The 15167-nt window shown below is 39.3% G+C and carries 10 protein-coding genes; 5 read left to right on the top strand and 5 right to left on the bottom strand.

The features are described from left to right. Positions 1-314 precede the first annotated feature (314 nt). A complete protein-coding gene (locus E0E36_RS16885; protein WP_130856937.1) occupies positions 315-3362 on the top strand; it encodes a SusC/RagA family TonB-linked outer membrane protein in 3048 nt (1015 codons plus the stop codon). Between the two features lie 11 nt (positions 3363-3373). Then, entirely contained in the window at positions 3374-5002 is a 1629-nt protein-coding gene (locus E0E36_RS16880; RefSeq protein ID WP_130856936.1) for a SusD/RagB family nutrient-binding outer membrane lipoprotein, read from the top strand. Between the two features lie 541 nt (positions 5003-5543). Here the strand turns inward: E0E36_RS16880 and E0E36_RS16875 are convergent. Further along, positions 5544-6452, bottom strand: coding sequence for an OmpA/MotB family protein (locus E0E36_RS16875; protein ID WP_013665719.1), 909 nt, complete (start codon positions 6450-6452; stop codon positions 5544-5546). 1293 nt (positions 6453-7745) lie between these two features. Between E0E36_RS16875 and E0E36_RS16870 the strand changes: the two genes are divergently transcribed. The 3 genes from E0E36_RS16870 (at position 7746) to E0E36_RS16860 (ending at position 11005) form a co-directional block, all read left to right on the top strand. Continuing rightward, the gene (locus E0E36_RS16870) at positions 7746-8027 is read left to right on the top strand and encodes a hypothetical protein (RefSeq protein ID WP_130856934.1); all 282 of its coding nucleotides are present in this window, start codon (positions 7746-7748) and stop codon (positions 8025-8027) included. Position 8028: 1 nt separating this feature from the next. Beyond that, entirely contained in the window at positions 8029-9390 is a 1362-nt protein-coding gene (locus tag E0E36_RS16865) for an FG-GAP repeat domain-containing protein (protein WP_130856932.1), read from the top strand. A gap of 592 nt (positions 9391-9982) precedes the next feature. After that, positions 9983-11005, top strand: a complete 1023-nt coding sequence (locus tag E0E36_RS16860) for a glycosyltransferase family protein (protein ID WP_130856930.1) — start codon at positions 9983-9985, stop codon at positions 11003-11005. 43 nt (positions 11006-11048) lie between these two features. Here E0E36_RS16860 and E0E36_RS16855 read toward each other — a convergent pair whose 3' ends face one another. From E0E36_RS16855 to E0E36_RS16840, 4 genes are all read right to left on the bottom strand, one after another. After that, a complete protein-coding gene (locus E0E36_RS16855) occupies positions 11049-11954 on the bottom strand; it encodes a hypothetical protein (RefSeq protein WP_130856928.1) in 906 nt (301 codons plus the stop codon). 100 nt (positions 11955-12054) lie between these two features. Continuing rightward, complete coding sequence (locus tag E0E36_RS16850) at positions 12055-12873, bottom strand: DUF5672 family protein (protein ID WP_130856926.1); 819 nt, start codon at positions 12871-12873, stop codon at positions 12055-12057. Positions 12874-12882: 9 nt separating this feature from the next. Then, the gene (locus E0E36_RS16845; protein ID WP_130856924.1) at positions 12883-14043 is read right to left on the bottom strand and encodes a glycosyltransferase; all 1161 of its coding nucleotides are present in this window, start codon (positions 14041-14043) and stop codon (positions 12883-12885) included. Positions 14044-14059: 16 nt separating this feature from the next. Next, positions 14060-15163 carry a glycosyltransferase family 4 protein gene (locus tag E0E36_RS16840; protein ID WP_130856922.1) on the bottom strand — a complete coding sequence of 368 codons (1104 nt, stop codon included), beginning with the start codon at positions 15161-15163 and terminating at the stop codon, positions 14060-14062. Positions 15164-15167 lie beyond the last annotated feature (4 nt).

Below are 15167 nucleotides of genomic sequence, written 5' to 3'. Positions count from 1 at the left end.
TACATTTTATTGATAGCAACAGAGAACAGAATGTAAGCCATCAACCAGCTTAATCCCTCGTTTATTAAACATTATTGTGCAATAGATCCTTAGAGGTTTTCTGTTATTCTCAATAACTTAATCGTGTAATCGATCGTAAAGCACTTACCCTATCAATTTATTTACGGACTCGATGCTGTGAAGCAGGCGATCACATTTGTGAAACAAAAAAATGTGCGCTGGGATATTATTGTGCTTTTTGAAAGCATTTGCAGGCCAACCTAATGTAACACAACCCGTTCTTAAACAACAATTTATAACCAAAATCACTTAACATGAAGAAAGTTTTGCTATGCTTAATGTTCTTTAGTCAATGGCTCTTATTGGGAGCGCAGACAAGAAGTATCATCGGAAAAGTATCCGATCAGACGGATGGCCAACCGTTACCTGGCGTATCCATCAAAGTAAAAGGAACGAATATCGGCACTTCCACCGACGAAGAGGGCCGATTCAATTTACAAACCAGTTTAAACAACTTATCGCTTGAAGTTTCATTTTTGGGTTACGAATCGCAAACTGTTACCGTCGCAGCCAATAACAACACCCCTCTTAATATACGTTTGGTTGCGTCAGACAATAAACTGAACGAGGTGGTAGTTACCGCTTTGGGGATTGAACGCAAAGCTAAAAGCTTGACTTACTCTACCCAGACTGTGAAGGGCGATGAACTGACGCGTGTTAAAGATGTAAACCCGATGAATAACTTAACCGGCAGAATTTCGGGACTTCAGATTAACCGCAGCTCGTCCGGGATGGGCGGTTCTGTTAATATTGTCTTAAGAGGTATGAAATCGAACCGCAGTAATCAACCGCTTTATGTAGTAGACGGTTTGCCGATTACCAATACTTCGGGCAGTGGCTCTGAGGGGCCTTTTGGTGGCGGAACAGACAAAGGCGACATTCTCAGTACCCTGAATGCAGATGATATCGCTAGTATCAACGTGTTAAAAGGCGCCTCTGCTTCTGCACTCTATGGCAGTCAGGGAGCCAACGGAGCCATTATGATTACCACTAAAAAAGGAGCGGCCGGGCGTATGCGACTGGATATATCCTCCGGCGTGACAATTGATAAACCTTTTTACTTACCCAAGCTACAATATAAATATGGCCAGTCGACGCCCGATAGTGAAGAAAGTTGGGGTGAAGCAGGCTCCTTTTCAGACCCTGTAAAAGATTTCTTCGATACAGGGACCACCTTTATTAATTCAGTTAGTTTTAGTGGCGGCACGGAAAAGATGCAGAATTATTTCTCTTATGGCAACACCACGAATAAAGGGGTACTTCCAACCAACACATTCGATCAGCATACCGTATCGCTTCGCAATACATCCAACTTCTTCGACAATAAATTGTCCTTCGATGGAAGCTTAATGTACTCCTATCAGAAGATACATAATCGCCCTGCCTCCGGTTTGTATTTCAGTCCCTTAAGTGGCCTATATATGTTTCCTCGCGGGCAGGATTTCGAAAAATATAAAACCTTCGAATACTTTTCGTCGTCAAGAAATCTATATTTACAGGACTGGTGGAATATCAATGCCGATGCTGGTCTTACGGGTACGCACCATCAGCAGAACCCGTTCTGGGTATTGCATCGAAATCCGACTGATCAGAACCGCAACAACATTATCGGCCAGGCGCAACTGCGTTACAATATAACTGATTGGCTGAATGTCACGGCACGAGGGACCCTTAACAAGCGTTGGGATAAGTGGCAACGCCGAACCTATGCCGGTACCCAAGGCGTCATTTCCGGAGAAACCATTGCGGGCGTGCTGAATGATAATGGTCGATATCAACGCGAAGAAGGAGAAAGTACCGCCTTATATGGAGATTTATTAGTCAACGGAAACAAGCAGTTCGACGATTGGAATCTGACATTTACGGCAGGTACGTCCATTAATGATGTACGCGAAAGCGGTTGGATATTGGATCAGCGTCGATTAGCTATTGCCAATGTTTTCCTATTAAGTAATATCTACCGAAATTCGCCCATCACCAGTCTAACAGAAACTGCCAACAAAAGACAGGTTCAGTCGTTATTTGGCTCAGCCAACATCGGTTACAAAGAGAAGGTTTACGTCGATCTCACCGCACGGAACGACTGGTCCTCAACATTGGCTTTCACGCCCAACAAAAGCAAAGGGTATTTTTATTGGTCGGCCGGGTTAACCACCATCCTTTCCGAACTGATGACACTTCCAACTTTTATCAATTATAGTAAATTACGCTTCTCTTACGCACAGGTTGGTAACGATGTAGCCGCCTTTTCAACATTTCCGGTAAATACGCTAGCCACCGGAACACTGACGGCCAATGTTTCTGGCCCGTATAAAGGGCTTCCGCTTAAACCCGAAATTAGCAGAAGTTTTGAACTTGGTTATGAAGGTCGCTTCTTTAACGACCGCGTTAACATAGATTTAGCACTATATAAGACCAATACAAAGAATCAATATTTCTCTTATGACGGCCCCGTCGGCGCGGTATATACTACCGTGTTTCTCAATGCCGGAAATGTCGAAAACAAAGGGATTGAGCTTGCCTTAGGTGTTGACGCGATCAAAACCGAGCGTTTCACATGGAATACGGGCGTGAACTTTACGGCAAACCGCAACAAAATATTGGAGTTGGCGCCCGGCCTTGGCGAACGCTATAGTATTGGTGGCAATTTCAATGTTCTGCGCCTGGGTGGATCTTTCGGTGACTTTTGGGGACGCACATTCTTACGTGATGCGAATGGTACTCTTATCGTGGACGAAAACGGAAGACCTCAAGGCGGGCCCGATGGCTACCTTGGCAATAATAATCCCAAATCTATCATTGGATGGAACAATACGGTAAGCTATGGAGACTTCTCGCTGAGCCTTACCATCGATGGCCGTTTTGGTGGCCAGGTTATCAGCATTACTCAAGGTTATTTAAATTCTTTCGGTGTGAGCCAAGAAAGCGCTGATGCCCGTGATCGGGGCGGTGTAGATGTTCCGGCGGTACAAGCCGATGGCACGCCGTGGCAAGGTCTATTACCAGCACAGGCTTATTATGGTGCAATCGGTAACCGGGATGGAATTATTGAAGGGCAAATTTACGATGCCACCAATATTCGCCTACGCGAGCTTTCTATCAGTTATAAATTGCCGATCAAATGGCGCGCGGTTCAACAAGCTTCGCTCAGTCTTTCCGGAAGGAACCTGTTTTTCTTTAAAAACGATGCTCCATATGATCCGGAGCTTAACACAACCACCGGTGTCGGAGGCCAGGGTTATGATATTTTTGGCTTACCCACTACCAGAAGTTTCGGTTTAACATTAAAAGCATCTTTCTAATTGACAACATTATGGACACGATCAATAAATTTAAAAAATACAGCATACTTTTCATTGCGTTCATCGGATTAGCCGTCGGTCAGAGTTGTACAGACAAATTCGAAGAGATCAACACCAGCCCTGTGGGCGTTACAGATGATCAGGCAAACGCCGATTATGCTTTAATAGCATCCTTTCTAGCACAGGCACAACGCGACATTATTCCGGAGGATGTGGGCGAATACCAACTAGCCAATAATTTGTGCAGCGACGCCTATGGCGGTTACTTTGGTGCGCAGGCGCCTTTTGTGGGTAATGCCAATAATCTAACCTATAGCCTAGTGCAAGGTTGGTATCAGGCTATTTGGGTGCAGCGTTATATTAAAGCGATGAATCCGGTATATCGTGTGATCGAATTGACGAAAGAAGATCAAAATTTACAGGATATTTACGCTTTTTCCCTTGTGCTAAAGGTAGCGGCCATGCATCGTACTAGCGATAAGGTCGGCCCGATTATTTATAGTAAGTATAATGTGATCAACGATGATGGCGGAATCTCTTATGACTCGCAGGAACAAGCCTATACCCTATTTTTTGAGGACTTAAATAAAGCGATTGACATCCTTAAAACGATTCAAAACAACGAGGATTCTCCGGCCATGCAGAAGGCCGACCTTGCCTATACCTCGAAACGGTATAGCCATTGGCTTAAATTTGCCAATACATTGCGTTTGCGACTGGCTTTACGCATCGCTTATGTCAATCCTACATTAGCTAAAACCGAGGGCGAGAAAGCCCTGGACCCTGTAAATGGCGGTTTATTGGAAAATGTAGTCGATAACTGCTACATCACCTTAAGTGTAGACCATCCCTTAAACATCATCACCAGTAGTTGGAGTGATACCCGACTGGGTGCTCCATTTGAATCTATTTTACGCGGTTACAACGACCCTCGTCTACCCAAACTATTCCTTACCGCAACGGATCCCGCTGTCGCCGGACAATATAAGGGGATCCGTTCCGGTATTAACATTGATGCCAAAAGCCGGTACGACAATTACTCCAAATTGCAACCACAAGCTATGAAGATGCAATTAATGGTAGCTCCCGAAAGCTGGTTTTTGAAAGCCGAAGCGGCATTGAGAGGTTGGAGCAATGCAGGAGATGCGAAAACCAATTATGAGACAGGCATCGACCGGTCTTTTGAGATGTATAATTTAACCGCTCAAGCAAGCGCTTATAAGAATGATGCAACAAGCATGGCTATGCCTTACGTAGATCCGAAGGCTGTTAAGAGCGGGGAAAATGACGTTGCTGCTTCTTCTCCTTACCTGAGTAAAATTACAATCAAATGGGATGATGCTGCTACCAGCGCGACTAAGCTGGAACGCATCATCACCCAGAAGTGGATTGCTATATTTCCGGACGGTGATGAAGCCTGGGCTGAATATCGGCGCACCAGTTATCCTATTCTATTTCCTGTTGTAGTAAATTATAGTGGTGGAACGATACCTACTATTCCCGGCGTTAGACGGATGCCCTATCCGCAACGTGAATATAACAGTAATAGTGCGGCAGTAGCCGAGGCTGTTGAGATGCTAGGCGGGCAAGATAATGGCGGGACCCGTTTGTGGTGGGACGTTGCTGATAAAACCTTTTAATAATTAAGCATTAAAAAGGTCTGAATAATTTAACTATTCAGACCTTTTCTATCGTTTGAAAAAAGTCTAATTTTCGATATTCCTATTATTTGGATTACACAAAATATTTCGATATTTTTTTCTTTAACAAAAAAAATTATTATCTTGCAACGTACTGATAAGAAGCCTAAATTTCTTAAACCTGTTCCTAAACGCAGGGCTCAGTTATCGGAAAAATCACAAAGGCTTCTTCTATTTTGCGTTATGGCGCTTTAGCCTCTAGGCTTTACACATATAATCGCAGACTAGAAAGATAGAGAGGGAAAGATTTATTGTTCTTAAACATATAGGCACTGCTTTAAACGAAGCGCTGTGCCTTCAAAAGATCTTAGGTGATTAGCTTACGGCTTTTCGCTTAAAAGTTTTTGTTCTGTGTTTGTTTGGCACACGCCTGCGGCCCTCTCCCCGAGGGCTGCTTACGGCGTGGCATGGAAAAACAAATCCAAATACAAAAAACCCCGGCACTGCATGCAGCCCGGGGTTTTCTTTTAGCTTTTTTTGCTTAATAAGTAGTAGTATCTTGCTCGGTAACTGTTGTATCGCCATCTTGCGAGCTTTCAGGCGCCTTATCAATCAGCTCCATAAATTGATCCAACTTAGGTGTAATGATGATCTGGGTACGTCTGTTGCGCGTTCTTCCAGCCTCCGTATCATTGCTTGCAATTGGGTTATATTCTCCACGTCCACCAGCAGTAAGTCGCTTAGGATCTACCCCGTAGTCGTTTTGCAAGGCCTGTACCACCGATGAAGCACGCAGCGCACTTAAATCCCAGTTGTTCCGGATGTTCTTCTGCGAAATTGGTACATTGTCCGTATTACCTTCAATTAACACTTCATACTCCTTGTAATCCATGATAATCTTAGCAATTTTACCTAATGTTTCGCCGGCAGCCGGAGAAATTTCATAACTACCCGATTTATAGAGCATGTTATCCGAAAGCGAGATATAAACCACACCTTTTAACACTTGAACATCCACATCCTGCATCTCTTCACGGCTCAAGGAGCGCGTCAGATTATTGGTCAACACCATATTAAGCGAGTCGCTTTTAGCCTTGGTATTCACCAAATGCTGGATGTATTTGTTAGAAGCATTAATTTCATCCACTAACTTGGCGATGTTGGCATTGCCCTGGCCGCTGTTGGTTAAACATTTATCCAAAGCCGCCTGTAGCGAATTTACATTCGACTTGTACTGCGCGATCTGTTCTTCTAGATCCGTTACGCGAGATTTGGCATTCGTCAATTCATGCTGACTATTCAGGAACTTTAAATCCAAGTCCTTATACTTCGTTTGCAACTCGGTATAATCGCTTTGCAAAGCTGTATACTTTTTGTTGCCCACACAAGCACTTGCAAGTAGCGCTATGGCTAGAACTGCAAGGGGCAAACTAAACACTTTCTTGTACATAATTGTTTTCATTTATCAATAAGCAATGTCTTATATGTAAATATCGTGCCAAAAGTAGAAGGCAGTAGGCTATAAGCTATAGGCTTTAGGCTAAATCGTTACATAAAGGCGTCCTTGATCCGACCTTGAGCCGTGCTCTATCCGTGTCCTATTCCCCCTATATCCCAGTGATATCCCTATACAGTACGTAAAAAAGCCCAAAACACGGCTTTTTAAGCAATACCTATCGGACTACTATCGGACTCGAATATAGTAAGGATGTGCATCAGTTTATAGACGGCTGCTACAGCTGTTAAAATATGTTAAAGTTGCTAGCCAGGTAGGTTGAACTTTTTAATTGGCAGAAATAGCAATAAATCCGGCACCGTGTCTGCCAAAATCGTTTGCTATTTCGCTGAGCAAAATATAAATATCTTCATCGTACTTTAGTATTATTTCAACAGCATCACAGCAAATACAAGCAACTTTAAACCAATTCCAACTGACATTGAAACAAACATGAACAGCATGGTAGTAAATCCAACTGCATTTAAAACAAAGTAAGTTGTCTTTACTATAAAGGTGATCAACTTTAACACAATTCCAAACAACTTTATATTAAAGATATACGGAATTAACTTGACTCCAACCAGGAGTAACTCAATTCCACCTGTCTTTATAGTAAAGACAAACGGCTTTACTATAAACCCGTCTGATTTTATAATAAATGCAACGGACATCAACACAATGTCGACCGACATTATTATAAACCCGTATGACTTAGAAACAAAGTCATATCGGTTTGCTTTAATTCCGCGCGTCTTTAATACCATCCCGATCGGAATTGGCACAAAGCCATACGGAAATACGATAAAGACGACCGGGAGCAAGTTGAATACAAAAGTCCTTGTTACAAAGTCAATATGATCCATGATAAAGACAATCGTCTTTATGGTAGGTTCTCTGGATTAATGGTTATTTATCTGTTTCGATTATCGATCTCCAAATAAGGGTAAGGAACTTAACTATCAAAGAAGAAGGGCGAGTGCTGAAAGAATAGATTCTTGAGTTGGTGGATATTGAGCAAGAACACCGGTAATCGCATGAAGCTAATCAGCAATTTGAGAGCAACAAATTTATAAAAACAAATTTGAGTTTATCTCTACCAAGCATAAAATTAATTTCATATAATCAAAACCAAATTTCGTCCTCATAAAATGGCATTCTGTGTAATTTTTTTGATTTAGCCGATTTTAATCACTTGCTTTGCGGCCGTTCAACGAGGCCTTGCCTCCTAAACTTATATTTATGTTTATGAAGTATTTCAAAAAATCATTAGTAGTGCCCATGGTACTGCTCAGCCTATCCTTCGCAGCCTGTAACAAGGATAATGCAGTTCAACAAGAGACAAAAGAAAAAGCCCAAATTGAGACCCTACGGCAGTTTCTAGCAGAAAAAATGCATTTGGACGTTTCTTCCATTGTGTTTAATAAAGAAACCCAAGCGTTTAAGCTACCTGGGGACTACGATCGTGAGCTTAAGTATGAAGATGTTCTTGATGTTTATAACCGTGACAAAAACCTAGATAAGAAATAAAATGAAAAAGCTGCTATATACGTTATTAGCCTTTGTTACCTTAATCAATGTGGCAAAGAGCCAAGTGATAGATATAAAAATTGGGATGTGGGGAGTTCAAAACATATATCTTCATGATGGGAAAATCAAGTATGAGTCCAACAGTGGCGAAACTCCATTCAATACCGTCATGCAATTCCAACGATACGATGGTTCCACACAAGTTAAAGCGCAAGCGATCTATGTTTTAGATGCCAACGGCTTCGAAACCGCAATTTCTGATAGTATTTTTGTAACTACCTCTGATTTTACACAAGCTACCGGTACTTATTGGAGTAAGGAGTTTGCTAAAACAGCAAAGCTGCAACCAAATAACAAGGCCGGAGTTGTGAAGCTCAAATGGCGTTATTGGGATACTTATAGCGGAACAACGCCAAAATGGTCTTCGTATTATTATGCAAGTAAGACGTATGGAACGATTTCCGCAGGCGATATAGAAACACCTTATCCCGCAGGTTCAATTTCCGTACCAGCAGATTATGATGGAGATGGAAAAATGGATATATCTATCAAAGACGCGAGCGGATACTGGAGAATAGACTACGCAAAAAACGGATTCGGTGTTTGGGATGTGGTTTTAGCCAACTATGGCAATTCTATTGAGGCCGTACCAGTACCTGCTGACTATGATGGGGATGGCAAAACTGATTTAGCCATTAAGGATTCGAACGGCTATTGGCGGATAGACTATACAGCCAATGGATTTGGTTCCATTGATATAGCTTTGCCAAATTATGGAAACTCTCCCAAAGCTTTACCTGTACCAGCCGACTACGATGGTGACGGCAAAGCAGACTTAGCAATCAAAGATGATAATGGCTATTGGCGGATAGATTATGCCAATAATGGTTACGGTTCAATCGATGCTGTATTCGCCGGTTACGGAAATTCGACAGATGCCATTCCTGTCCCAGCGGATTACGATGGTGACGGCAAAGCAGATTTGGCTATTAAAGATAAAAACGGATATTGGTGGATAGATTATGCCGCAAACGGATTTGGTTCTTTTAACGTTTCGTTACCGAATTATGGATATTCAAATGCTATACCAGCGCCAGCCGATTACGACGGTGATGGTAAAGCAGACCTTGCAATCAAAGATACCAATGGTTATTGGTGGATAGATTATGCCGCAACAGGTTTTGGTTCTTTTGACCTAAAATTTCCGAACTATGGCAATTCAATCGATGCAGTGCCAGCGCCCGCTGACTATGACGGAGATGGGAAAGCAGACCTCGCCATAAAAGATGCAAACGGATATTGGAGGATAGACTATGCAAATAATGGTTATGGCTCATGGGATGTAGTTGTTAATTTGAGATAAGCTCTCAATACAAAACGCCTGGGATATAAGTTAACTGCTTTCTCTTAGGCGTTTTGGTAAATTTATAATGCATGTGCAATTATTAAAAATATAACCACGTTTTATTGCAACGATACAAACTACCATTCCATTTTGCCAAGCATCAATTCCATTCTCAACAACGATTAGATAAACCGCGTAACTGCCTCGTTCATTATTTCTTACATTAATTTTGTAATCTAAATAATAGCAAACAGCTTTAAGCTTTACACTTTTTTTAATACGCTGTATTTAACCAATCTGGCAGCTAGCGATATATCTTCATCGTCCAATCCGTTCAAATCATTATTATAACCATTTACTGTTATAAGTCAGCATGCAAAGGGCACAACTAGAATCTCTTAAATCGTGCGAACGCCCTCTTTTTTTGAAGAAAGAGAGACAAATAATTTAGAACAGTACGCATAATTTGATCCGATTATACATAACCACAACAAACTAAACAACAAAAAAGTTACATTAAAACTGTATCATAGAACATATTCCTTCGTTTTTATCTTAAGTCATGATATAGCAACAGCAGTACACTTCCTATTAATACCAACAAAAGTTTATGGGAAAAGAAGTAAAAAAAGTCTTAGTAGCAACAAATCATTTGGAAGGCGTAGGCGGGTCTGAACTTTATACATACGATTTAATTAAAGCGCTGAGTGAGTTACTGGGTATAGAGGTAGAATATTTCACTTTTGATAAGGGATTGATATCTGACAAAATAGAAGGAGAGTTAAAAGTTCCTTTTATGTCAAAAAAGAAATACGATCTAATTTTTGCTAATCATAACACTACTGTAAGAGAACTGTTTTCGAGAGCTCCAATCATACAAATCTGTCATGGCGTGTTACCTGAGCTTGAGCAACCCTCTCCTCTTGCAGATTTTCATGTGGCGATTTCCGAGGAGGTATCATTACATCTAAATGAATTAGGTTATCAAAATGAGGTGATATTAAATGGGATAGATATACAAACTAAGAAGCCAACAAGTTCGCCAAACCAAAAGTTAAAAAGAGTACTTTCATTATGTCAAAGTGAAAAAGCGAACATCGCATTAAAGGAGATCTGTGCGTCTAAGGGTTTAGACTTTTCTTCCTATAATAAGCATAAAAATCCAATTATTGAAGTGGAAAAAGTAATTAACCGCTTTGATTTAGTCGTAGGAATTGGAAGATCCATCTATGATGCCATGGCATGTGGAAGACCTTGTCTAATATATGATAATAGAGGATACAATGGAAATAGAGCAGACGGTTATTTACGTCCCGAAAAATTTTGGAAATATATAACAAAGAACTGTTCTGGTCGGTATTTGAATAGGCAGTACAAAGAAACAGAATTAATACGGGAAATGGAGAAATACGATCCCAAAGACGGAGAACGACTTAGGGAAATCGCCTTATCAACCTTAAATGCTCATGATATGGCCCGTAATCTATTACTTATGACTGATTATTTAACGTGGCAAAATCGTTTGAATAAATGGAAAAGATTCACAAGCAACACCAAGCTCGTCAAGCGAGCTTTTTTCTATAAAAGGATATATAATGCAACGAAATGGACGTATTTTAATAAAACATACTAGATGTCGGGCTTATCTAATCCTTTTTTTGATAAATGAGGCACTCTCAGGTGAGTTTTTTTAGTATTCCAAGTTTATTTAACCATTTAACCTTACGGGATTTCCCTTTTTCCAAAGCCTTCTCTGTAGGAGAATACTTAACATGTATCCCTTCCTGATCATTGCTAGTGTCACAAACTAAATGATCAATAGTGTGGGACGGTAAATATTTTAACTTTGACCATATAGTTGGAATCAAGGGGTGGAAATTATTGTAATATACAAAATTGTACTTATCGCATGCCTGCCATAACCGAAAATAACTATCTACGTTAAAATCGTCTTTGTGAGACCAACTTTTTAGCTTTTTAAGTAAATCTGTTTCTTCTCGTCCCCAACTTTGATGAACCATTTTATAACTTACAAATAACTTATCCTCCCCTGTTCTTCTGGCTTGTTCATATTTCGGATACCTTGTTGCTACAGGTAAATACTCGTCCGAATCTATTACAAGAAATCCATCCTCAAGTTCTTTATAAATCGTTAATACTTGAACATATACACAAACGGTAAAAGTCCGATCGATTAAATAATTCTTAATTTCTTTAAGCAAAAACTCTTTAAAACCAGCAAAATTAATAAAATACTCATCAGCATCTATCTGTATATGCCATCCACCTTCTCCCATAAATTCTCCAAGCATATTTCGCTCACGTGTATCGTTTTCCATGGGCGACAAATGGGGATCATAAAAATCATCTTTGTAAATGACAATTTTGTTATCGATATCAAAAGTTTTTAACCATTCAAAAAACTCTTTCGGAACTACAAAATCATCTCCTGACCATGTTCTATTATTTTCGTCAATTGCTAAATATACCGCATCTGCTGCTTCGTAAACCAAGGGAATAGAACGATACAAATATTTGAAGTCATATGAAACTAAAAAGCCAACCTTAATAATGTTATTCATAAAAATCTTATATCAAAACAGAAAAATGTAAATAGGTTCAGTGTTAAAGAGGTAGCCCATACAGAGCTCGAATTAGATAAAAAACCAATTGATCATCAGACTATATATCATATCCTTGATTTTTAAAAATAGGTTTCCAGAAGTCCCGGCACTTATCCCATCCATGACATCCAAAAGGCAATTTCTGATTGACCAACGACCACGCTAGTACTGGATAACTTTCTATAGAAAAAGTTAATGCTTTTTTATAGTCAGGAACTCTTAAATGTCTTTTTTTTCGGTTTATTTCTATCGACCAGAACACGTCTTCATTAAACTGTTTCTCCGGATGTTGAAGATAGTAGTCAATCAGAAATTTGTATTTTTTGCAGATTCTATGGAACAATTCGACCTTTCTTAAAGAGAATCCTCCGTTCCCCACTACGTTGTGGAATTGAAGTTCTGCAGGCAGTCCGCTTACGGCGTCTTTAATGTTAAATCTCCTGTGCGCCCAGCCTCTTATAGATTCTTTGATAAACTTGGCTTTATCGACATAGTCTCTATAAAGCCAAGGCGCTCCAATATAGTCATAGTTTTGCTTGCACCAATAGTCAAGTTGATCACTAAACACAAAAGCATCTGTTTGGTAAATTAAAATATACGAGCTCTGTAAGAACTTAACGTAAAAATCTTCGGAAAGCATGAGGGAATTGTAACCAGCTATCCCTTGAAAATATTTTGCCTCAAAATTTTCTACGCGATCGAAATGAAAAGGATAATAATCTAATTGGAGTCCTGCGGGTTTTACTACAACAATGGGGTAATTAGAAAGTACATTGAAGCATTGTCGAATAGATAACAGGTCATCATTCGAAGGAACTTCCTTATATAAAGGAATAATAATCTCCGCCGTATGTTTTTTTCTATCGATGTTAAACATAAAATCTGCTTAAGAAACTTTCATTAATTGATGATCCATCAGTTCGAAAAAGGCCTGATTAGCGTAGTTTGCTCGAAAAAAATTAATCGCCTTTTCACGAGTTTCAACATACATATCTCGATTTTCAATAAGCGACTTAATACTTTCTGCAAATTCCCGAGGCGTTTCTGCTACCATACAACCGTTACCTACTTTATTTAAAAGACCATCCGTACCTCTCGGTGTAGCCACGACTGGCAGTCCGAAGGAAAGGGCTTCCAATACCTTAACTTTGACCCCCGTACCACTAAGCATTGGACAAATTGCTAAACGCGACTCTTTATAAAAACTGTCTAACTCACCTGCAAACCTCACTTTATGAATGTTACAATCGATAGGAATATGGTCTACTATTTTTCCAATTACACAAATTTTTATTCCTTGGGACAATAACGGAAATACTTTTTCAAAAAACCACTTCGCCGATTCTATATTGTGGTTATTATCACTAGCCACATAAATTAGGTCATATATTATACTTCTATTGTTATATTGACAGTTATCTGGAAAACTAATCGGTATAAGCCTCACTTTATTTCCACAAAATTGGCTAAATAAATATTGCTCTTCGACAGAAACGACCCAAATTTCATGAAAGTGTTGGAGCCTCTCAATTTCCTCCTTAAAGGTATTCCCTATATCTATTTGAGAATTATGTTGAATTTGTGAAGTTAGAAAATCATGTGTATCAATAATAAGCCTTGGTCCTTTCCATCTTTTCGCTTTCTTAACAAAATTAGCCCAATAGGCGTAGTTTATAATAATATAGTCATATTCAGTAGACTTTATTAGCATTTCGAACTGGAATCTATTATACGTGGTTGTAAAATCTGGCAACGATATTTTATTCGTTCGTTGAAAAACTCTCAGTAGTTTAAATTTCAAATAGGTTCTAATATCGGTAACAGTAGGCTTCTTATTGAGTTTAATAATATTTCTAAATGATCCTCTATCCTTTAATTCCTTCAATTGTACCTCATCTTCCGGGCCTTCCCAAAAATCATCACTATATACGAGATCAACTTGAAATTGCCGCTCCTTAAAATATTCTAGCAACATCCACGCCCTTTTAATACACCCCATATTATCATTCATCAAATTGTGAGGAAAGAAATAAAGTATTCGATTCATTTCCAAAAATTTAAAACTATTGTATTAATTTATTATAACAATCCATTGTTTTTTGCAAACAGTTCGTTAAAGAGAACATTTGCAGTCTTTTCAATCCGTTCTCTATTAAATTTGATCTTAATTTTTCATCTGTAAGAACTAAATTCACGGCCGCTGCAATATCATCTATATCCTTTGGATTAAAATAAACAGCACTATCTCCCGCGGTTTCAGGAAAACAACTTGTGTTACTACAAACTACTGGACATTTATTATTAAAAGCTTCCAGAATCGGCAAACCAAATCCCTCATATAACGAAGGGTATACAAAACATACAGCATTGGCATAATATAACTTCAACTCCTCTTCATGAGCATCCACCTGCTTTACGTATTGAGCAAGATTAAGACGATTAATCAGTTCTACTTCAGCTATACCGAAACTCCCGCCACCAACACAAAGTAAGGCAATATCATATCCTTTTAAAATATTAGCGGTGGCAGTAATAAACTTATAAAAGTTTTTATAACCATCCCGAGAACCCACATATAGCACATATGGAACCGAATGCTTGCTTTTCCCCTGTTCTTGGGGTTCAGAATGAATGACCAACTTATCAAATAAACTATGATGAATTACAGTGATCTTGTCTTCTGGAATATTCAATAGCAGTTGAAGATCTCTCTTAGTTGATTCCGAGATGGCGATAATGTGGTTAGCCTTATTTATAGCTTTTTTTTTCACAAGCACGGTTTCATCATTTGGGGCGAAAAACTCAGGAAACAATTCGTGAATCATATCGTGAACCGTAATAACATAGGGTCTTTTTAAACTATCAAGGAAATACGGATTATAGTAAGTAGGATGAAAAACATCAAAATCATTTTTACCTATCAAATATTTTGAATATTTCTCATTCCATTTATATATCTTCTTTTGCTTCTTTAAAAACAACTCACCCATTGTTTTACTAAGCACAGAATTCTTCGCCTCTAAGTAGTGATTCCTACTGTAAAGTAACTTTATATGACTAGAAATCCCTTCGTTAGATTTCAGACCCTGTGAAAGTGCTGAAAAATAACGGGAAATCCCGCCATAATTCTGAAGTGAAAAAATCTGATGATCAAAAAGTATCTTCATCTAC

Source organism: Olivibacter jilunii (assembly GCF_900607235.1).
GTDB classification, from domain to species: domain Bacteria; phylum Bacteroidota; class Bacteroidia; order Sphingobacteriales; family Sphingobacteriaceae; genus Olivibacter; species Olivibacter oleidegradans.
This window is presented reverse-complemented; position numbering and strand designations above follow the sequence as displayed.

What these genes read in the sequence shown, in the direction of transcription:
- E0E36_RS16850 (WP_130856926.1), bottom strand. Translation starts at nt 12,873, where the DNA reads ATGTTTAACATCGATAGAAAAAAACATACGGCGGAGATTATTATTCCT.
- E0E36_RS16865 (WP_130856932.1), top strand. Translation starts at nt 8,029, where the DNA reads ATGAAAAAGCTGCTATATACGTTATTAGCCTTTGTTACCTTAATCAAT.
- E0E36_RS16860 (WP_130856930.1), top strand. Translation starts at nt 9,983, where the DNA reads ATGGGAAAAGAAGTAAAAAAAGTCTTAGTAGCAACAAATCATTTGGAA.
- E0E36_RS16855 (WP_130856928.1), bottom strand. Translation starts at nt 11,954, where the DNA reads ATGAATAACATTATTAAGGTTGGCTTTTTAGTTTCATATGACTTCAAA.
- E0E36_RS16840 (WP_130856922.1), bottom strand. Translation starts at nt 15,163, where the DNA reads ATGAAGATACTTTTTGATCATCAGATTTTTTCACTTCAGAATTATGGC.
- E0E36_RS16880 (WP_130856936.1), top strand. Translation starts at nt 3,374, where the DNA reads ATGGACACGATCAATAAATTTAAAAAATACAGCATACTTTTCATTGCG.
- E0E36_RS16870 (WP_130856934.1), top strand. Translation starts at nt 7,746, where the DNA reads ATGAAGTATTTCAAAAAATCATTAGTAGTGCCCATGGTACTGCTCAGC.
- E0E36_RS16845 (WP_130856924.1), bottom strand. Translation starts at nt 14,043, where the DNA reads ATGAATCGAATACTTTATTTCTTTCCTCACAATTTGATGAATGATAAT.
- E0E36_RS16885 (WP_130856937.1), top strand. Translation starts at nt 315, where the DNA reads ATGAAGAAAGTTTTGCTATGCTTAATGTTCTTTAGTCAATGGCTCTTA.
- E0E36_RS16875 (WP_013665719.1), bottom strand. Translation starts at nt 6,452, where the DNA reads ATGTACAAGAAAGTGTTTAGTTTGCCCCTTGCAGTTCTAGCCATAGCG.